Annotated in this window: 22 protein-coding genes and 1 pseudogene; 16 read left to right on the plus strand and 7 right to left on the minus strand. The window is 62.0% G+C overall.

All coding sequences use genetic code 11. From position 1 onward, the window contains the following. The 4 genes from ku to NKH49_RS09640 all read left to right on the plus strand — a co-directional run bounded on the left by ku (window position 1) and on the right by NKH49_RS09640 (window position 3,310). On the plus strand, window positions 1–834 hold the full coding sequence (gene ku / locus NKH49_RS09625; RefSeq protein WP_352539869.1) for a non-homologous end joining protein Ku: 834 nt from the start codon (window positions 1–3) through the stop codon (window positions 832–834). 150 nt (window positions 835–984) lie between these two features. Beyond that, a complete protein-coding gene (locus NKH49_RS09630; RefSeq protein ID WP_352614285.1) occupies window positions 985–2,328 on the plus strand; it encodes a PAS domain-containing HWE histidine kinase family protein in 1,344 nt (447 codons plus the stop codon). A 75-nt stretch (window positions 2,329–2,403) separates the two neighbouring features. After that, on the plus strand, window positions 2,404–2,775 hold the full coding sequence (locus tag NKH49_RS09635) for an avidin/streptavidin family protein (RefSeq protein WP_352539868.1): 372 nt from the start codon (window positions 2,404–2,406) through the stop codon (window positions 2,773–2,775). A 118-nt stretch (window positions 2,776–2,893) separates the two neighbouring features. After that, entirely contained in the window at window positions 2,894–3,310 is a 417-nt protein-coding gene (locus tag NKH49_RS09640) for an HD domain-containing protein (RefSeq protein ID WP_352539867.1), read from the plus strand. A 31-nt stretch (window positions 3,311–3,341) separates the two neighbouring features. Here the strand turns inward: NKH49_RS09640 and NKH49_RS09645 are convergent, their stop codons facing one another. Further along, on the minus strand, window positions 3,342–3,752 hold the full coding sequence (locus NKH49_RS09645; RefSeq protein WP_352814075.1) for a DUF427 domain-containing protein: 411 nt from the start codon (window positions 3,750–3,752) through the stop codon (window positions 3,342–3,344). A 182-nt stretch (window positions 3,753–3,934) separates the two neighbouring features. Here NKH49_RS09645 and NKH49_RS09650 point away from each other — a divergent pair, with 182 nt between their 5' ends. From NKH49_RS09650 to NKH49_RS09660, 3 genes are all read left to right on the plus strand, one after another. Beyond that, complete coding sequence (locus NKH49_RS09650) at window positions 3,935–4,750, plus strand: endonuclease/exonuclease/phosphatase family protein (protein ID WP_302893445.1); 816 nt, start codon at window positions 3,935–3,937, stop codon at window positions 4,748–4,750. 63 nt (window positions 4,751–4,813) lie between these two features. Continuing rightward, a complete protein-coding gene (locus NKH49_RS09655; RefSeq protein ID WP_352925963.1) occupies window positions 4,814–6,214 on the plus strand; it encodes a phospholipase D family protein in 1,401 nt (466 codons plus the stop codon). A gap of 467 nt (window positions 6,215–6,681) precedes the next feature. Continuing rightward, window positions 6,682–6,969 carry a hypothetical protein gene (locus NKH49_RS09660; RefSeq protein WP_352449563.1) on the plus strand — a complete coding sequence of 96 codons (288 nt, stop codon included), beginning with the start codon at window positions 6,682–6,684 and terminating at the stop codon, window positions 6,967–6,969. Between the two features lie 59 nt (window positions 6,970–7,028). Here NKH49_RS09660 and NKH49_RS09665 read toward each other — a convergent pair. Then, window positions 7,029–7,412, minus strand: a pseudogene (locus NKH49_RS09665) (cytochrome c3 family protein); the annotation flags it as partial. Window positions 7,413–7,742: 330 nt separating this feature from the next. Here NKH49_RS09665 and NKH49_RS09670 point away from each other — a divergent pair. From NKH49_RS09670 to NKH49_RS09690, 5 genes are all read left to right on the plus strand, one after another. Next, complete coding sequence (locus tag NKH49_RS09670; RefSeq protein WP_352539862.1) at window positions 7,743–7,913, plus strand: hypothetical protein; 171 nt, start codon at window positions 7,743–7,745, stop codon at window positions 7,911–7,913. Window positions 7,914–8,014: 101 nt separating this feature from the next. Beyond that, a complete protein-coding gene (locus tag NKH49_RS09675) occupies window positions 8,015–9,112 on the plus strand; it encodes an FAD-dependent oxidoreductase (protein ID WP_352614266.1) in 1,098 nt (365 codons plus the stop codon). 62 nt (window positions 9,113–9,174) lie between these two features. Next, a complete protein-coding gene (locus NKH49_RS09680) occupies window positions 9,175–10,146 on the plus strand; it encodes an SDR family oxidoreductase (RefSeq protein ID WP_352614265.1) in 972 nt (323 codons plus the stop codon). A gap of 4 nt (window positions 10,147–10,150) precedes the next feature. Then, entirely contained in the window at window positions 10,151–11,866 is a 1,716-nt protein-coding gene (locus tag NKH49_RS09685) for an HAD family hydrolase (protein WP_352925966.1), read from the plus strand. Between the two features lie 281 nt (window positions 11,867–12,147). Continuing rightward, a complete protein-coding gene (locus NKH49_RS09690; RefSeq protein WP_352614263.1) occupies window positions 12,148–12,591 on the plus strand; it encodes a PPC domain-containing DNA-binding protein in 444 nt (147 codons plus the stop codon). A 10-nt stretch (window positions 12,592–12,601) separates the two neighbouring features. Here the strand turns inward: NKH49_RS09690 and NKH49_RS09695 are convergent, their stop codons facing one another. Both NKH49_RS09695 and NKH49_RS09700 read right to left on the minus strand, forming a co-directional pair. Further along, window positions 12,602–13,864 (minus strand): DUF763 domain-containing protein, encoded by a 1,263-nt coding sequence (locus NKH49_RS09695; protein WP_352614262.1) that lies wholly within the window; start codon window positions 13,862–13,864, stop codon window positions 12,602–12,604. Between the two features lie 103 nt (window positions 13,865–13,967). Beyond that, entirely contained in the window at window positions 13,968–14,672 is a 705-nt protein-coding gene (locus NKH49_RS09700) for an MgtC/SapB family protein (protein WP_352614284.1), read from the minus strand. A gap of 226 nt (window positions 14,673–14,898) precedes the next feature. On the opposite strand from NKH49_RS09700, the gene NKH49_RS09705 reads away from it, so the two are divergent. Continuing rightward, window positions 14,899–15,066, plus strand: a complete 168-nt coding sequence (locus NKH49_RS09705; protein WP_352614260.1) for a hypothetical protein — start codon at window positions 14,899–14,901, stop codon at window positions 15,064–15,066. Between the two features lie 30 nt (window positions 15,067–15,096). Next, entirely contained in the window at window positions 15,097–16,095 is a 999-nt protein-coding gene (locus tag NKH49_RS09710) for an ATP-dependent DNA ligase (RefSeq protein WP_352614259.1), read from the plus strand. A gap of 131 nt (window positions 16,096–16,226) precedes the next feature. Here the strand turns inward: NKH49_RS09710 and NKH49_RS09715 are convergent, their stop codons facing one another. Together NKH49_RS09715 and NKH49_RS09720 are read right to left on the minus strand one after the other, a co-directional pair. Next, complete coding sequence (locus tag NKH49_RS09715) at window positions 16,227–16,754, minus strand: YciE/YciF ferroxidase family protein (protein ID WP_352614258.1); 528 nt, start codon at window positions 16,752–16,754, stop codon at window positions 16,227–16,229. Window positions 16,755–16,923: 169 nt separating this feature from the next. Beyond that, window positions 16,924–17,655, minus strand: a complete 732-nt coding sequence (locus NKH49_RS09720; RefSeq protein ID WP_352473082.1) for a Crp/Fnr family transcriptional regulator — start codon at window positions 17,653–17,655, stop codon at window positions 16,924–16,926. 501 nt (window positions 17,656–18,156) lie between these two features. Between NKH49_RS09720 and NKH49_RS09725 the strand changes: the two genes are divergently transcribed. Next, on the plus strand, window positions 18,157–18,354 hold the full coding sequence (locus tag NKH49_RS09725; protein WP_352449586.1) for a hypothetical protein: 198 nt from the start codon (window positions 18,157–18,159) through the stop codon (window positions 18,352–18,354). A gap of 268 nt (window positions 18,355–18,622) precedes the next feature. Here NKH49_RS09725 and NKH49_RS09730 read toward each other — a convergent pair whose 3' ends face one another. Further along, window positions 18,623–18,787 (minus strand): DUF3309 family protein, encoded by a 165-nt coding sequence (locus tag NKH49_RS09730; RefSeq protein ID WP_352539854.1) that lies wholly within the window; start codon window positions 18,785–18,787, stop codon window positions 18,623–18,625. A 182-nt stretch (window positions 18,788–18,969) separates the two neighbouring features. On the opposite strand from NKH49_RS09730, the gene NKH49_RS09735 reads away from it, so the two are divergent. Beyond that, window positions 18,970–19,407: a hypothetical protein gene (locus NKH49_RS09735; RefSeq protein WP_352539853.1), complete on the plus strand. Its 438-nt coding sequence runs from the start codon at window positions 18,970–18,972 to the stop codon at window positions 19,405–19,407. The last annotated feature ends 13 nt before the right edge of the window (window positions 19,408–19,420 follow it).

The following is a 19,420-nucleotide window of genomic DNA, read 5'->3' on the forward strand; positions in this document are numbered from 1 at the left end:
ATGGCGACGCCGCGAGCTGCCTGGAAGGGCTTTATGAAAGTCGGATCGGTTTCCTGTGGCGTCAAGATCATCGGCGCCGTCAGCGAGGCCGAGAAAGTGCATTTCAGGATCCTGAACCGCAAGGACGGTCTCCCGGTCAAGAGCGCTTATATCGACGAGGAGACCGGCGACACGGTCGAGGCGGCGGAGCAGGTAAAAGGCTATGAGGTCGAAAAGGGCGAGTTCATCCATATAGAGCCGGACGAAATCAAGAAACTGAAGATGGTATCGCAGCATACGCTCGAGATCGGCGAGTTCGTGCCCGCCGCCGAAATCGACGCACGCTACCTCGAAAAACCCTATTATCTGGTTCCGGCCGACGCGCCCTCCACGGAGGCTTTCGCGGTGATCCGGGACGCCATGGCCAGGAAGAAAGTGGCAGCCCGCTCCTGCGTCGTGCTGTACCAGCGTGGCCGAGAGGTGCTGATCCAGCCGCTTGGCAAGGGCATGGTAATGACGGAACTACGCAACCACAATGAAGTGGTCGCGGCGGACGCGGTGTTCGAAGGGCTGAAGGCTCGCAAGGTCGATCCCGAGATGCTGGAAATCGCGCAACTGCTGATCGACAAGAAGCCGGCCAAATTCGACCCGTCGAAGTTCGAAGACACTTATGAACAGGCGCTGGTTGCGATGATCGACGCCAAGCGCAAGGGCAAGAAACCGCCCAAGCCGGCACCCGAGCCGAGGACGAACGTCGTCAATCTCGCCGATGTTCTGCGCAAGAGCCTGGCGCAGGAGGGCGGCAAGGCTCCGAACAAAAGTCCGAGGGCGGCGGCGAAACGCAAATCGGCCTGAATGTCCGAAAGCAGATCGAACGGAACCGAAAACACTCGCGCGCATTTAGATGACGTAGCAATCCGTCGGCAATCCAAGCGGAGCGGGGGACTGGTGGACGTCGTTGAACTAAGGACTGGCGGAATCCCGCAAGTTTCTTCCGCCGATCTGATGCAGGCGTTGCCTGTGGCTGTCTACACCACCGACAGACAGGGCTACATCACCTTCTTCAACGAAGCCGCTGCCGATCTCTGGGGACATCGTCCGACGCTTGGCCAGGACCTCTGGTGCGGTTCATGGAAGCTTCGCCACCTTGATGGGCGACCGATGGCGCATGACGAATGTCCGATGGCCGTTGCCTTGCTGGAGGAGCGGGACGTTCGTGGGGGCCGGGCGATCGCCGAGCGGCCGGACGGCCAGTTCATCCCGTTCAGCGCGCACCCGGTCCTGCTTCGCAATGTGCGCGGTGAGGTCGTCGGCGCTATCAACACCCTGCTCGACCTGCGCACCCAGGCGCTGGCTGACGACGCCGGCATGAGGCTCGCTGCCATCGTCGAATCCTCGATGGACGCGATCGTGTCGAAAGACCTGAACGGCATTATCACCAGTTGGAACGACGCGGCACAACGCCTGTTCGGCTACACGCCCGCCGAGGCGATCGGGCGCCCGGTGACGATCCTCATCCCGCCCGACCACCTGGATGAGGAAGCCATGATCATCAGCCGCATTCGCGCCGGCGAACGGATTCCTTCATACGAGACTATCCGGCAGCGCAAGGATGGCACCCTGGTACCGGTTTCGCTCACCATCTCGCCGATACGCGACGGCATTGGGCGTATCATCGGCGCCTCCAAGATCGCGCGCGACATCAGCCCGCACAAGGAGAGCGAACGGCGCATCCGCACACTCATGCGCGAAGTGAACCACCGCGTCAAAAACCAATATTCGGTGATCGTCTCGATGATCCGCGAGACCAGCAAGCTGGCGGGGACGCCAGAGGCTTTCCTTTCACAGGTCCGGGAACGCATCATGGCGCTATCGGAATCGCACGATCTGCTGGTCGATGCCGAATGGCGTGGGGCGACTATCGGCGAACTGATCCATGCCCAGACCAAGGCCTTCGCGACACAGGCCCGTCTGTCGATGAGCGGGCCGATGATCATGCTGCAGCCGAACGCGGTGCAATATCTCGGCATTGCCTTTCACGAGCTGGCCACGAATTCGGTAAAGCACGGAGCGCTGTCGCACCATGACGGACGGGTCGAGGTCGAATGGACCGTGACGCCAGCCGCCGACGGCAGCGATGGCTTCCGCTTTGTCTGGCGGGAACTGGACGGGCCATTGGTGGATGAAAACACGCGACGCGGGTTCGGAACGGTTGTGCTCAAACGCGTCACGCCGCAGGCGCTCAGCGGCACCGGCCGCCTGGAATTCGCCAGGCACGGCATCAGCTGGACGCTGGAAGCGCCGCTACGCTTCGTGCAGATGTCGACGGCTGGCATCGCGGCTGATTGAAGGCAGCTACACCGGCCGCGGCTTGGCGGCCGTGTGGCAGCACAATCCCCATGGAGGCAATCAGGAGGAGCAGCGATGAGTTGGCTGGGCATCTGGCAAAACCAGTACGGGTCGGTGGTCGAACTGACCAGCGAAGAGGGCGGACGGATCAGCGGAACCTTCAGGACGGCGCTGGAGGACAGCGCCTTTTTCGGCATGACCGTGCCGCTGTTCGGAGCCTGCCATGGAGATGTCATCGGCTTCACTTGCGCGGCCGAAGGGCGGGTCGGAGCCGCAGCGGTGAGCTATACCGGCATTCTCAGGGATGGGAAGCTGGAGATGCTGTGGCACACCGTTGCGGATGCCGCTTTGTCGGCGGAAAAGGAAGGTGCCCCGGCCCGAGCCAGGAAACTGCCCGCCTGGCGCGCCTTTGGAACCAGCCTCGACAGTTTTGAACGCGTGTCCTGACGCCTCGCGCCCGCCGCTCGCAAGTGAGGCAGCAGGGTGCCGCGGCGCGTAGGAACTCGCACCGACGATGGCGCGTTGGTGCGCCAGGACATGCTCTGTTCGTTACGGGGTCGACCCAATGAGCGTGCTTTATCGCGCAGCGAAAATCGCCGAACAGGCTCATGCCGGGCAGGCGGACAAGACAGGGCGGCCATATATCGAACATTGCCGCCGGCTCGTCGATGCCGTCGAAACGCTCGACCAGAAAGCTATCGCCTATCTTCACGACGTCATCGAAAAAGGCGACGGCTGGAACCGCGACCGGCTTGAGGCGGCCGGGTTCGGGCCGTCCATCGTGTCTGCCGTCGACGCCATGACGCGGCTGCCGAACGAGGACGATGCCGCGTTCGTTCGCAGGGCTGCGGCCAACCCGCTGGCGTTGCCTGTCAAGCGCGCCGATCTTGCCGACAATCTATGGCAGGCACGGCAGATCGGGGCCTCGACGGCGAAATACGAAGACGGCCTGCGCATCCTCAGAGAAGAGTTCGCGAGCTGACGGACCGCTGGCGGCTGTCGCCGATGTGGGTCTACTCGGTGACGTGCGGTGTGTGCCGCTTGTCTTCCGCGGGATCGGCCTCGATCCGCGCCCTGCCGGGATCGAACGCACCGTGGCGGGCGATCGCCAATGCCGGGGTGTCGGGCGTCTCGTAGGCCCACATGAAGTCTTCTGCCGACGAACCGACCGCATGAACCCGCCAATAGCTTGCCGTGCCCTTCAGCGGGCTGTGGCTCGTCGTGTTCGTCTTCTCCAGAAGGTCGAAATAGATGTCCTCGAAGGGTATGTAGAAAACAGGATCATGGCCGTCTTCATAGAGCACCTTTGCCCGCTCGCTCGACGCAATAATGGCATCGGAGAACCGGACGGTCACGGTTCCATCGAACGGGACAATCCTGAGCGGGCCTGGGCGGGGGGCGGAATCTGCGGCTAAGGACTGCATTCGACTTCTCCGTTGACTGCGCTGCCTTCCCGAAACGTGTTGTTGCCCGTCAGGGTTCCAGACCGCCGGCGCGCCGAGCCCGGATGGTGGAACGGTTCTGCAAGGTCGTCGTTGTTTCAGACCTCCGCACGCGCCATAATCGCAATGGCCGCCACTCACCGACTCAACAGCAAATGGATAACATGCTGGATCGATCGCCTACCCTTCCAAGGTCGCTTGGCGCTGCGCTGCGAAGGGAAGTGCCGCGGTTTACGGCACCCGGCAATGAAATTTCGTGCACCACGGTCGCATCCTACAACGTGCACAAATGCGTCGGCACCGACGGCAGGTTCGATCCGGAGCGGGTCGCGGCCGTGGTTAAGGAACTCGACGCCGACATCATTGCTTTGCAGGAGGCCGACGAAAGAACCGGAAGCAGGCAGGGTTTGCTGGATCTCGCAGCGCTCGAGCGGGACAGCGACCTCGTCCCCACCCATGTCCCGGAAAACCGCCGCAGCCATGGCTGGCACGGAAATCTGATCCTGGCACGCCGCGGCGTGGTCGAAAGCGTGAACCAGATCCGGCTGCCCGGCCTCGAGCCGCGCGGTGCGGTTATCGCGGACCTGGAACTGAAGGGCGTCTCCCTCCGGATCATAGCCGCACATTTCGGCTTGCTGCGGCGGTCGCGCTCGCAGCAGGCCAACGCGCTGGTCGAAGCCACGCACCCGGTTCTGCGGCCAACAATCCTGCTCGGCGACCTCAACGAATGGCGCGTCCGCAACAGGTCTTCGCTGCTGGCCCTGCTGCCGCATTTCGGTCCGATCGATGCGGTTCTGCCGAGCTTTCCGTCGCGCTTTCCGCTGTTTGCGCTCGACCGCATCCTGGCCAGGCCGCCGCACCTGATTTCCAGCATCGAGGTGCACAAGACGCCGCTGGCGCAGCGGGCTTCCGATCATCTGCCGATCAAGGCCCGGCTGAACCTGGACGCGATACGGCAGCCGCGGCTGCAACCAGAATGAACCTGAAGGGTTGTTAGTCAGATTTCAGACGGTTTGCTTCGCTGATGTTTATCGGTGCACTTCATGGATACAGCCATCTCGCGGTTTGCCCGGGACAAGATCGCTGCCGGCAATAGCGGGCTGCTGCTGATCGCCGACAATTATGACGCGTTTGCCGCGCGAATCCTTGCTGCGCGCAGTGCCACAAGCAGCCTCGACCTGATGTACTATCTCTGGCACGACGACCATAGCGGCCGGCTGCTGATGCAGGAGGTCGTCAAGGCGGCGGAGCGCGGTGTCCGCGTCCGCATGCTGCTGGACGATATCAATCCGCGCAACAGCGACGCTGCTTACCTGGCGCTCAACAGCTACAAGAACATCGAGCTGAGGCTGTTCAACCCCAGCGGCATGAGGAACGGCAGCATCTTTCGCACGCTGGAGATGGTCGCCCGGCTGTTTGCGATGACCCGCCGCATGCACAACAAGGCCTGGATCGCCGATGAGGGCTTGGCCATCGTCGGCGGAAGAAATATCGGCGATGCCTATTTCGACGCTGCGGAGACGAATTTTCGCGATCTCGACCTGTTGCTTCTCGGTCCTGCCGTAGGGCAGACGATGCAGATATTCGAGGCGTTCTGGAATTGCGAGGCGGCAAAGCCGATCCAGCTGCTCAACCCGGCTGCGGTGGTCTCGCGCGCCGATTTCCTCGACAATCTCGATGCGACAGCAGACGGCCAGCTTTTGAACAGCCTCAGTGCCTGGCGCACGATCACGGAGTTCGTTGCAGCGCACAGCGACGTCTGCTGGACCAAAGACGTTCGCGTCATTTCCGATCCGCCGGAAAAGGTGCGCGGCAAAAGGCGCAGGAACTGGCTGACCAAAGAGCTGCTTCCCGCTATCGCGGCGACCAGGCAGCGCCTCGAAATTGTCTCGCCCTATTTCATCCCCAGCCGCACCGGGTTGGCCATCCTGTCGAAGCTGGTGGATCGTGGCGCCGAGGTTGCAATCCTGACCAACTCGCTCGCCGCGACGGACGTCGCCGCCGTGCACGGCGCCTATGCCAAATGCCGCCGCAAGCTGCTTAAAAAAGGTATCCAGCTTTTCGAATTGCAGCCCTTCGACCGCCAGGCCAACATCTCCGTTTTCGGTTCAAAGGGAGCCAGCCTCCACACCAAGGCCTTCACGGTCGACGATACGCTCGGGTTTGTCGGCTCCTTCAATTTCGATCCGCGTTCGGTGTCGTTGAATGCGGAAATGGGCGTGCTTTTCCATGATACCAATCTGGTGATGGAGTTGCGCCGGCTGTTCGAGCACGAAAGGTCACCGCAGACGAGCTATCAGCTGGTCCTGGACAAAGGCGCCTTGCGGTGGCTCGGCATGGCGGATGGCGAGATGCGGCAATATTCGCGTGAACCGGAGGCCAGTCTCTATCGGCGCATCGTTGCAGCGCTGGTTGGGTGCCTGCCGATCGAATCGCAATTGTAGAAGCGACGGATTTGTCGGAACGGAACTCTTTGTCGGAACGGAACTCGGGGATCACGAGTTGTAACCCGTGTCCGGAGCATGCCGATGAAGACCACGATATACAGTTTTCTTGCTGAGCTCTTGCCGTTCTGGATGGCGCATAAACGCAAAATGCGCGCCGACCGCGCCGCCGAGTGGCCGGCACGACCGGCTGCTGCGGATGACGCTGTTCGGCCGTCAGGCGATCCTAATCGAGCAGCACCGGCGCGGCGGCGCAATACGTCCTAAGGGCAGAATGATCCCGCTCCGACTGTCTGGCTAGCCGCATTTCCGCGACGCCGATAATCCCATTTGGCTGCAGAAGCTCTATCCCCTACTGCGATCACGCTATCGTCAAGTATCGCTATTCGAAATCCGGCGTTGCCAAGCATCCATTTTGCAGCACGTACGTTAATGTGCACTACAGGTTGCCGCTATAGGTGAGCGCCATGAGTGATAGTGCGATAGAATTCTTGCAGGACTGGATCCACGAAAACGTTCATGTGCCGCCGCCTCCGATCAAGCTTGAAAGGGAGGCGGAAATCCTCGCCAGGGAATGCAAGGAAGAGGCTGCCGATGCCGGCGTACCCATCGAAGACATCGAGGAAGAGGTCGGCGACCTCAAGGACCTGCTCGTCGCCAAGCTTGAAGACGCAGCCGAGGACGAGGCCCGGCAACTCAATGGCCACGGCCAAAAGATTTCTACGCTGGCGGCCGGGCAAAAGCGGGCCGTATGAGGCCGGTCCGAGCGCAGGCAAGGCATCACGAGGTGCGCCGCTTCGGCCTATTGTCCGATCATGTCATCGACCTCGCCATGGCACGTCTCGCAGGCGACGCCTTTAGCGATATGGATCGAATGATTGAAATAGACGAAGTCGGGGACACTGTTCACCCGCTGCCACTGCAATGGCTGCCCGGAGGCAAGGCTTGCCCGTACCGGCGCCAGCATGTCCGCGTTGGTGAAAAGCTGCGAATGGCAGGTCATGCACACCTCGGTCGCCGGCAGACCCGCCGATGACGAAGTCTCGACGCCGCTATGGCAATAACGGCAATCGAGGCCAAGCTCGCCAACATGGTGCCTGTGGCTGAACGGCACTGGTTGCGCCAACGGCCGGCCAACGCCGGTGACGAAGTCCGAACGCAGGATGGCGGTGCCGCCGAGAGCCGCAAAGATCGCCATGAAACACACGCCCCACAGAGCGAAGCGTGAAATGCCGTTGGCGCTCCTTGAAAAGACCTGCGGCATTCCCTCGCCGATTTCGCATCCAGCAAACCGTATTCACCCCCCAAAACCCCTAACTGCGGCTGCGTGGGTAAGTTCCGGCTGGGGCAGCGGAGATCACAGAATGGTTACCCCGCCCTGGCCCATCTGGTCGGGCTGATCGGAAACCATCGAACCCTCCATACGTTCGGATGAGGTCACGTTCTGTTTCACCCGGATAAGCATCATGATCATGACCATCCCCCACCCCATCCCATTCGCCGGTCCGGCGTTGCCTTCTGGTGGACGATGTTCGTCGGCGCGCTGCTGACGATCCTCGGCCTGCTGATCGGAGGGGGTGGTGCCTGGCTGATCGCGCTGGGCGGATCCTGGTACTATCTGCCCGCCGGGATCGCCCTGCTGGCCGCCGGCAGCCTGCTGCTTGCCGGCAATGCCGCCGGTGTATGGCTTACGTCCTGACCTGGCTGGCGACCCTTGCACCCGGCAGCCACCATTTCATGGAGACCAGGATCGGCGACGCCATTATTGCCTACGCACTGCCAAAAAGCTGACGCCCGACGATGACGGCTTCGCGGGACGCTTCCATCCTGATCGTCGGCGCCGGCCCGACCGGGCTGACGGCGGCAGTCGAACTGGCAAGGCGCGGCATTGCACCTCGCGTCATCGACCGCAAGGAAGGCCCTACGCCGCTCGCCAAGGCGGTCGGCATCAGTTCGCATAGCCTGGACGTCCTTGAACCGTCCAAAGTCGCTGCCCGGTTGCTCGCCGAGGGATTGAAAATTCGTCGAGCCCGTTTCTACTTCGAAGGACGAGCACTCGGCGAGATCGATTTCTCGATCCTGCCGCACCGCCATAATTTTCTGCTGTCATTGCCGCAGCGCGACACCGAATCGCTGATGACCGACACGCTCAAGGGATTCGGCGTCGACGTCGAATGGCGAAGCACATTTGTCAGGATGGCCGAGCACAAAGGCCGGGCCGAGGTGCGGATCGAGGCGCCAGACGGCCGTGACGAGGCAAGTTTCGACCTTGTCTTCGGAGCCGACGGTGCGCAAAGCACGGTGCGTGATGCCATCGGCATCGGCTTCGATGGCTACACGCATCGGCGGCGATGGAGCATTGCCGACGCCGACATCGACGATTGGCCCTATGAGCCGATGGCCGCCCACGCATTTCTTCACAGGAACGGCGACGTCGGTTTCATCATCCCGATCGGCGAGAAGCGCTATCGCGCGGTTTCAAACAGCGAGGATGCGTTGGCGCGCATCCCCGGCAATTACCGGATCACGCGGTTGTTGCGGGCCGACCGCTTCCATATTCCGGTACGACAGGCGCCGCGCTATCAAACCGCATGCGCCTTCCTGGGAGGCGATGCCGCGCATGTGCATTCGCCGCTGGGCGCGCGCGGCATGAATCTCGGCATCGAGGACGCCGCGTCATTCGCCAGGCGTTTCGTCGACGGCACGCTTGCCGGCTACACAAGCGAACGCCACCCGGTGGGGCAACGGTGGATCACGCTCAGCGAGCGCATCCTCTCGGTGGCCCAATCGGACAACGGCATCATGCAAGGCGTCAGAAACGCGGCCTTCAGCGTCGTCGGCCATCTGCCGCTGCTGCAACGGCCGCTGCTGGAGCGTGTCGCCGGGCTCAAGGAATGACGTGGTGGCATAAACCTTTTCGCCGGACATGCGTTGTTGGGTTTCAAGCCAGGGAGATGACCATGCAGATGAAATCGGAAGTCGCCGGCGAGGCCGCCAAGCAACGGCACATCCAGCGCCGGATCGACGAGAAGGACAAGTCCAAATCCAATGGCAAGCAAAAAGGCGCCATGCAGGCCGGCGCCCGCAAATATCCCGAGCCGCCCTTCCCCGAGCAGCACCAGCCGAAGCCGGGGCATGAATGGGCCATCGAGCCGGCGCCGCTTTACGATGCGCCATTTTATATCGGATCGAAAAAGCTCGACGGCAAAGTGGCCGTTATTACCGGCGGCGATTCAGGCATCGGCCGTGCGGTGGCCGTGCTCTATGCGCGTGAAGGCGCCGATGTGGCGATCGTCTATCTCTCGGAGGATAGGGACGCCAAAGATACCAAAAGGGCCGTCGAAGCGGAAGGCCGGCGCTGCATCCTGATCAAAGCCGACGTCAGCGAACGCAACCACTGCCACAACGCGGTGGCTGAGATCGTGCAGGAGTTTGGGCGGATCGACGTGCTGGTCAACAACGCCGCTTTCCAGATCCACTCCAGCGATTTCAGCGAGCTGACCGAGGAGCATTTCGACACGACGCTGAAGACCAACCTCTATGGCTATTTCCACATGGCGCAGGAGGCCGTGCCGCACATGAAACCCGGTTCGGCGATCATCAATACCGGTTCAGTGACCGGCATCGAGGGCTCGAAGCAACTGGTCGATTACTCCATGACCAAGGGCGGCATTCATGCCTTCACCCGCGCGCTCTCAGGCAACCTTGTCGAGAAGGGCATAAGGGTCAACGCCGTGGCGCCAGGCCCGGTTTGGACGCCGCTCAACCCCTCGGACAAGGAAGCCGGCGATGTTTCGAAATTTGGCGCTGACACGCCGATGAAACGGCCGGCCCAGCCGGAGGAGATCGCGCCGGCCTACGTGTTCCTCGCCTCGTCGCACTGCTCGAGCTACATCACCGGCGAGATATTGCCGATCGTGGGCGGCTACTGACGGCATGTATTTCATTGCCCTGGCCACTGACTATGACGGCACGCTGGCGCATGAAGGGGTCGTTGCCGAGAAGACGCTTGCGGCGCTTGAACGCTTCAAGAAGAGCGGCCGCAAACTCATTCTCGTCACCGGGCGCGAGCTGCCCGACCTGAAACGCGTCTTTCCCGAAGTCGCGATCATCGACAAGGTGGTCGCGGAAAACGGGGCGCTGATCTACACGCCGGCCAGCGAGGAGGAGCGGACGATATCTCCGCCGCCCGCCCCCGAGTTCATCGCCAAACTCAGGAAACGCGGTGTCAAACCGCTTTCGGTCGGACGCTCGATCGTCGCAACCTGGGAACCGCATCAGGCTACCGCGCTCGAGGTCATCAAGAAATTGGGGCTGGAGCTGGAAATCATCTTCAACAAGGGCGCGGTGATGATCCTGCCCAGCGGCATCAACAAGGCGACCGGGCTGACAGCCGCGCTTCGGGACCTCAGATTGTCGCCGCACAACGTCGTCGGTGTCGGCGACGCCGAAAACGACCACGCCTTCCTGCGCGCCTGCGGCTTCAGCGTCGCCGTCGAAAACGCACTGCCGGCAGTCAAGGATACGGCGGATCTCGTGACACGTGGCGCGCGCGGAAAAGGCGTCGAGGAACTGATCGCCAAGGTGGTGGAGCGCGATCGCGAGCTTGTGCCGAGCCGCGACGGCATTGTGCTTGGCTCGGAGGATGGCAAGGAGGTGTATCTGTCGCCAACCGATACGGTGCTGATCGCCGGCAGCTCCGGCATCGGCAAATCGACCCTGGCAACCGCACTGACGGAGCGCTTCGTCGAGAGAAAGTTCCAGTTCTGCATCTTCGATCCGGAAGGCGACTATGACGGCCTCGAAGGCGCCGTCCGGCTGGGCGACGGCTCGAACGCGCCGACGAAGACTCAACTGCTCGATCTCCTGGGGAAGCCGGACAACAATCTGGTCGTCAATGGCCTGGCGCTGCGCGTCAACGAGCGGCCGGACTTCTTTGCCGACCTGCTGCCGGGCCTTGGCGGTGTTCGCTTCCGCACGGCACGACCACACTGGCTGATCATCGACGAGGCGCATCACCTCTTGCCGAAGCGGCGCGACGACACGCCAATGGTGCTGGCCATGGAATTGCCGGGCACGATCCTGATCACGGTTCATCCGGACGCGATCTCAACCGAGGCATTGCGGCTGGTCACCGCCGTCATCGCACTCGGCCCCAAGGCGAAAAAGGTCATCAAGACGTTCTGTCGCGAGACCGGCACCGAACCGCCAAAGGACAAGGACCTGAACTCTCCAAAAGACGAGCGCGTGCTGTTCTGGCGGCCGCAGGCGCGCAAGAAACCTGCCATGGTCGAGCCGATCGAACCGCGGCAGTCGCTCAAGCGCCACAGCCGCAAATATGCCGAGGGCCAGCTGGACGAGAAGGGCAGCTTCTATTTCCGCGGCCCCGACAATGCGATGAACCTCCGCGCCCATAATCTGATGATTTTCGCCCAGATCGCCGAGGGCATCGACGACAGGACCTGGGAACATCATCTGCGCGCCGGCGACTATTCCGAATGGTTTCGCCACCAGATCAGGGACAAGGAACTGGCGCGCGAAACCGCCGAAGCGGAGAAAGACGGCACACTTTCGGCGCAGGAGAGCCGCAACCACATCCTGGACGCAGTGCGCCGCCGCTATACCGCGCCCGCCACCGCGCCAAAGGAATAGCTGCAACGGCGCCCCGCCGTGGAACCTCATCCGCCAAACGAGATTGTGTTCTATCGGGCGCCAGATCCATTCAATGCCGAATAATGCCCCGGAAGGAGACGATGGATGAGCAGCGACCGGGACAAGAATGGTCCTGTCTTTTCGGCGGAGCAGGCGCGGCAGGGCGAGATCATCCTGCGGACGCGGGCGCGCGGATCATTTTCATCGCCGGCCTAGTGGGTCTCGTCTTGCTGGCATTGCTGGTGTGGTGGATTTGAATTCCTGACGGCTGGAGCGAAATCATGAAATCACAGCTTGTTGCCGAAAGCGCCGGACAGAGAACGTTCGTCGTTGTGCTTGATCCCGGCGAAGAGGCGTTTGCGCAGCTGACGTCATTTGCGGTCGACCGTGGCGTCGGCGGCGCGTCGCTGACCGCGCTCGGCGCTTTCGAAAGGGCGACCGTCGGCTGGTTCGACCCTGGAGAAAGGACCTACCGGAAAATCCCCGTCCGGGAACAGTGTGAAGTGCTGAGCGCGATCGGCGATGTTGCCATCGGCGACGACGGCAGGCCCAGCTTGCACGTCCACGCAGTCCTTGGATTGAGTGACGGCACCACGAGGGGCGGTCATCTGCTGGACGGCATCGTGCGGCCGACGCTCGAGGTCACATTGGTGGAGACGCCTGGCCATCTGCGCCGCAGGCACCGTCCCGAACTCGGCGTCGCCCTGATCGACTTGGAGGCTTGATCCGAGCCGATCACTTCGTTGATTTGACTGCGGCCGTTTCGGGTACGACCTCCCAACCGAAGACGCTGCGGCCGCCGAGCAGATGCGATTGCTCGAACTCCCCGGCGACGATTTCCTTCAGGCTTGGGCCGGTGACATAGCGCTCGACCTGCCTCGACTGGTCGTCCAGCCGCCGCAACGCGCCGATCTCTTCATCACGGCCGAGCCTGGCCTTCTGGACAGCCGACTTCAGCACGCCGATCGTCTCGTCATAGACCTTCAGCGGCACCGGAAACGGGTGCCTGTCCTTGCCGCCATGCGCCAGCGAGAAGCGGCCGGGATCGGAAAATCGGCACGGCGCGCCATGCACCACTTCGGCGACCAGCGCCAGCGCCCGCACTGTGCGCGCGCCGACATTGGGCACTAGGAGAAGCCCGGCGAAATCCGTCGGGCCGCGCTCGGCCGCCGCGGCGATGTTGCCGTGCAGGCGGCGCATGACGACATCGCTTTCGCGTACATCGTGGTGCGCCGGCATCACCAGATGCGGCAGCAGCTTTTGTGCCGGCTCCGGCGCTGGCGCCGAACCCCGCTCCAAAGCGGCAAGCTCCCTCACGATGCGATCCGGTCCAAGGTCGTGCAGAAGGTCCAGTTGTCCCTGGCGCGACGCTTCAGCGCGGCGGTCGGTCAGGTTGACGATTTCGCCCTGGTTGGCGCCCTCGATGGCAGCATGCGGCTGGTCGACAAAGCTCTTCAGGCCCTCGGACAGCCAGTGATAGCGGCGCGCCACCTTGCTGTCGCCGTTCATGCCCTGCTGCACCACCACCCAGTTGCCGTCGTCGGTGACGATAAAGCCGTGCAGATAGAGATCGAAACCGTCCTGGACCGCGGCGCTGTCCACCTTGGCGACAAGCCGGCTGGCAGTCGCGAGGCCTTGCCCGTCGAGGCCGACACGCTCGCCGATCAGGGCAAGCTCGTGCGGGGTCTTGCGCGAATGCGCGCCGCGGCCGCCGCAAACGTGGATGCCGAGCTCGCCGGAGAGCGGCGACAGACCGCGCTTCAACGCTCCGACGACGCTGGTGGTGATGCCGGAGGAATGCCAGTCCATCCCCATCACGGCGCCAAAAGACTGGAACCAGAACGGATGCGCCAGCCGGCGCAGCAATTCATCGCGGCCGTAATGGTGGATGATCGCCTCGCACATGACCGCGCCAAGCCGCGTCATGCGGTCGCCGAGCCATTTCGGTACGCGCCCGCCGTGAAGTGGGAGATCAGCACTTCCCGATCGCTGTGCCACGGTCTTTTGCTTGCTCCTTGAGTCCTGCCTCGACAGATAGGTATCGAAAGGGGTGTGGAGAAGCTATGGCCCGATTCAGGCCGCGATCGTTGCAAGCCGCCAGCTAGCGGGCAGGTTCGCTGAGGAGATCAAACTTCTGGATCTCGCAATGCTCGCCCACCGATTCCAGCAGATCCATTGGCGGTGCCCCAGTGTCCGGCCGCCTCCAACTGATCTCGAACGAGAAAACAGGGTCTTTGAGATCCGGGCGCCTCTCTATCGCGACGAGGCGTGCCCGGTAGCCAAGCGGCCCGATGAGCGCATCGAGCTCCTGTCGAGCCGCGGCCTTCCAGGTCAGTGCCAACTGGGCATGGTGTTCGCGCGACATTCGAAGGTCCACCCATTTCAGGACCAGCAAGGTGGCCAGCGTCAGCGCCGTGCCGGCCGCGCCCAAGCCGTATTGGCCACCACCGAAAGCCAATCCGATCGCCGTCATCACCCACAACGTGGCCGCCGTGGTGACGCCGCTGACAAGATTGCCGCGGCGAAGAATGGCGCCACCGCCGATAAAGCCGACGCCGGTCAACACGCCCAGCGGAAAGCGCAAGACGTCCATCGTTGCAAACGAATCCGGGTGCTTGCCAACGGTCTCGAGCAGAATACTGGCCTGGATCATTGTGATGGCGGCGGCCAATCCGACCAGCACGGTGGTGCGTAGCCCCGCCGCGTGCCCGCGCGCCTCGCGGTTGAGGCCTATCAACAGGCCGGCGAGCGCGGTCAGAAGCAGTCGTGCCGCGATGTCCTGCCAGACCGGAACAACGAGGAGCATCGCGGTCACCCGTCAGGCCAAGCGCTGCTGGCCAGGAATAGCGCCATGGTCAAAGCGAACAAGGGCAAGAGCGTCTTCATCGCAAATTCTTTTCGTCGATAAGCAACAAACGATGCGCTTGGATTTTGGTTGCGCCGCCGACGATTCACCCCGGCGATGGGCAGCGGCGGAACAAAACCTTCGGCCTGCGGGTTGGTGGGTTCACACCAACGAAGGATTTGCAGTCATGGTCCGCTTGCTGCTTGCCGGAGCCGTCGCTTATCTGGCCTATCGCATCACCAAGGAGATCGGCGGGACCGACGAGGTTGATCCGCTGTCGCCTTCGCCCGAGCAAACCGGCCGCAAGGCGCCGAGGCGGCAAAGCGGGGCACAGAGGAATGGCCGACGGCGGTAGCGAATGCCGTAGCGGCGGCGCGGACCAGCCATGACCGCATTTCCGTTGCCGCTCGACCTTCGTCCGATGGAAGCCAAAGCCGCCGATGCAATCCCTGGCGGCGACGGGCTTTGGCAATACGAGCCGAAATGGGACGGGTTTCGCTGCCTCGTGTTCAAGGGCGACGATGCCGTCGATCTGCGTGCAAAATCGGGCAAGCCGCTTGGCCGCTATTTTCCCGAACTGGTCGCGGTGCTGCGCGATGTGAGCTCGCGACGGTTTGTTGCCGACGGCGAGATTGTCATCGAGGTCGACGGATCGTCCTCGTTCGAGGCCCTGCAAATGCGCCTCCATCCCGCCGAAAGCAGGATCCGCAAATTAAGCCTCGAGACGCCCGCCATGCTGATCCTGTTCGATATGCTGGCCGAGCCCGGCGGCAGGATCATCATCGAAGAGCCTCTCACCACCAGGAGGCAGGCGATTGGGGCCTTTGTCGCGTCGGCGGCACGGCCCCAACTGCACCTGTCCAAATATACGCACGACGCCGCCACCGCCGAGCGCTGGCTGCAGGGCGCCGGCCACGGCTCGACCGACGGTGTTGTTGCAAAACTGATCGCCGGGCCATACCGGCCCGGCGAGCGCGCCATGGTCAAGGTCAAGCGGCTGCGCACTGCGGATTGCGTGGTCGGCGGCTTTCGCTATCTCGCCGGCAGCAACGAAGTCGGATCTCTGCTGCTCGGCCTCTACAATAACGAAGGCAGGCTGGATCATGTCGGATTCACCTCGACCATCGGCAAGGACGACAGGGCGGCGCTGACCAGACGGCTGGAAAAACTGCGGGCCAAACCAGGTTTCACCGGCAAGGCGCCGGGCGGACCAAGCCGCTGGAGCACGGAGCGGAGCGGACAATGGGAACCGATAAAGCCTGAACTGGTGGTCGAGGTTCGGTTCGACCATGTGACAGGCGACCGGTTCCGGCACGGAACCAAGCTGTTGCGCTGGCGGCCGGACAAGGAGCCGCGGCAATGCACGTTCGAGCAGATCGAGTAAGTCCGATCCGAGAAACCGCTTCAAGGCGCTTGCTGCCCGCTCTACCGTTCATGACGGACCAATGCATCATTTCACCGGTTCGCCGCGGCCAACCGAGCCTTGGCAACCAAGGCTCGGTTGCGGTTTTGAAATCAGGCAGCTTCCTGCATGGCGCGTTCGTTGACGCCGCTTTCGCCGAGCTTGGAAAGCGCTTCGTCGGTCGCGACCTCTTCCTTGAGAGTTGCCCTGAGCAGCTCGACAACGTCGCTCTTGCCGAGTTCTTCCGCCCACGCGATCAAAGTGCCGTAGCGAGCGATCTCGTAATGCTCGACGGCTTGCGCCGCACCGACAAGCCCGGCGTCGAGCGCGGGAGCACCACTATACTCCTCGAGCATTTCCGAGCCCTCTTCGATGATGCCGTCAATCGCCGGACAGGTTTTGCCGCGGGCCGGCTTGCCGAATTTGTCGAACACCTCCTCGAGGCGGTCGACATGTCCTTCGGTTTCCATGCGGTGTTTCTCGAAAGCGGCGGTCACTTCTTCCGACTCCGCGCCCTTGGCCATTTTGGGCAGCGCTTTCAGTATCTTCTTCTCGGCGTAGTAGAGGTCTTTGAGCCCGTCGAGGAACAGATCCTCAAGGCCCTTGCTTGCCGCCTTCGCGGCCTTTTTCGTAGTCGCCATGATCCTCTCCCGAATGGTTGGTGCCGCCTCGCAAAGTGGAGGCGTCCGATAACCCTCCGACAGGAAACAAGTTCCCTGACGGTCCGGCAGCTTTGCAAATTTTTCCGACCCGCCGTGTGGTGTCGCAGGGGCCTTCGACCTGCGGCAGCAATCGGCCAGAAAAGCGCCGTCAGCGCTCGCCGATATGCTCGACCAGGCGGGTATATTCGGCCTCGGCCAGGCCGTAGCCGCCATCCGCCAGTGCGACGAGACCATCGCGATCGCGGATGATAATTTCGCCGCGGCGGGACCGGATGAGCCCTCGCCCCTCGAGCAGCTGCAGCGCGACCGTTACACCCGGGCGCCTTACGCCAAGCATGATCGACAGGAATTCGTGCGTGATCGTCAGCCGGCCGCCGTCCACCCGATCGTCACACATGAGAAGCCAGCGCGCCAGCCGGTCTTCAAGTTTCGATCGCGCGTTGACCAGCGCGGTATAGCCAGTCTGGACATGCAGATATTGCACGTAGCGCAGCAAGAACAGCCGCAGCGTCGGGCTTTGCGTCAGCGCCGCCTTGAACGGCTCGGCGTCGATCCTGGCAGCTTCTCCCGCCAGCTGCACATAGCAATCATGGACCGTACGGTCGTCGCCCATTATCAGGGCCGAGCCGGTCATACCTTCCAAGCCGACAAGGCCAACTTCCGCATCGCTGCCGTTCGGCATTTTCGCAACCACCGAACCGATGCCGTCCTCGAGGAAATAAATGGCCTCGATCGGCGATCCGGACACTTCGAGCGATTGCCGTAACTCCAGCGAACAGCGCTCGATGTGCGGCTCGAGAGATGCGAAATCGCCGGCGCTCATTCGGCGCAACAGCTTGTTTTTGTACGGATTTTTATTGGAATTTGCTGGATCAGACATAGCTGGGCCCAAAACAGGGCAAGAGCCTTTTTATCTCCCAGCCGTCCGCGCCCGGTATAACCTGCGGACGATAACGCTTATATAAGCACTGAAAGGTATGGAGCCTACTAAATAAAAAAATGAATCGATGCACGGCAGTTTCTCCTGCCGCTTGCCTACGAAAACATCCGGCTGAAAGTTAGAGTTGGAAACGTACCAAAGTCGGTTTGGTACGAAAACGACAATTGAGATCGCCGGGCTCGAAAAGAGCCCGTCGCGAGGGATGCAACGGGCTCCATTCGGGCGTCGTGGGCTACGCCCAGTGATCCAAATGAGGGGTGGGTTGGATCGCAGCAACAATGCAGGTGCAAGGCAGTCGTTCCCAAACTGTCTGCTTGGTAATTTCCGTACATTGAGTTTGGACGAGAGCGGCGCTAATTGAATTGGAGTCGTCCACACAGGCACGGCGAGTGGACGCTTGAAAGACGCTTCGCGCTTTCGCCCTTTTCAAGGGAGGATGGCATGCCGATGCAAGGTGCAGCAACTCCAGCCGAACTGAGCGTGCTGAGAAAAGCGCTCGACGACTGCTGCCGCGAGTTGGGTGTTGCGGACGACAGTCCTGTCCGCGAGCGGTTGGCAGCCCGTATCATGTCGCTGTTCAACGAGGGTGTGCTCAACGCCGATCTGAAAGAAGCGCTGGCCGCCGATCGCCAACAATAAGCTGCTGCTATGGTGGCGTCCTCGGCGCCGAAAGGTTCGGCACCGAGTCGCCCTTTCTAGCCAGGGTCCCGGTTTGCCAAGGATCTTGGAAATCTAGTCTTTTCACGACAAAAACGCCCGGCGCTAATTACCAAGCGGCAGGCGTTTTTTGTCGCGAGCGTGACACTAACGCGTGTCGCGTTTGGCCGGCCTCATGCGACGCGCTTTAGCTTCCTGTTTTATGCATGTCGTTATCACAAAACCGCTGCACACTTTTGCACGACATGCATCAAATGCGCCCAAGCAGGACCAGGACAATGACGATAAGCAGCACCAAGCCGAGGCCGCCACCACCGTAATAGCCGGTGCCATAGAACGGTCCGCCGCCCAAGCCGCTGAAGCCGCCAAGCAAGGCAAGGACCAAGATGATGATGAGAATGGTTCCAAGGCCCATGATGTCTGCTCTCCTTGTTTGCGCTGCCGCCATTCGCATCAGCGCGTCGCATTGTACAAAGGTATGAACTCACAAGGAGCATTCCTGTTCCGGCGGACGGTAAGGCGTACGCTCATGCGGCGAGCAAAATACCGGGCCGGGCCGTCAGAAAAGTCCACAGATGCATGCCCGAGGAGAATGGCATGGCGGCCGCCTTGAACACCCAAGAACATGCTGAAATTCATGGGGAATTTGTCGGAACCTTCGCCCGCCCGAACGGTTGTTTTCGTAGTCGCAACGCGACGACCCTCGTAAAAAGGAGAAGCATCATGCTCACGAAAATTCTCGCAGCTTCGGCGCTTACGATCGGTCTGGCCACGTCAGCGATGGCCCAGAACGTCGGCGATCCCTCCGGAGCTGCTGCCGACGGCAGCGGGCGGACGATAGTAGTCCCGGATAATGGCGGCCCTGACACCGGCACGGATTCGACCATCACCAACAGCATTCGCGATTTCTCAACGACGAATTCGAATGCCGACCGGAATTGCCCACCAGGCCCGCAGGGGGCTCTGCCCGACGCGACCGGCAAGTCTCCGGGCACGATGGCGCCGACGGTGAACGACAACCACTGCGGCAAGTAAGCGCCCGGTTTAT

The organism is Mesorhizobium sp. M1088 (assembly GCF_040318575.1).
Taxonomy (GTDB): domain Bacteria; phylum Pseudomonadota; class Alphaproteobacteria; order Rhizobiales; family Rhizobiaceae; genus Mesorhizobium.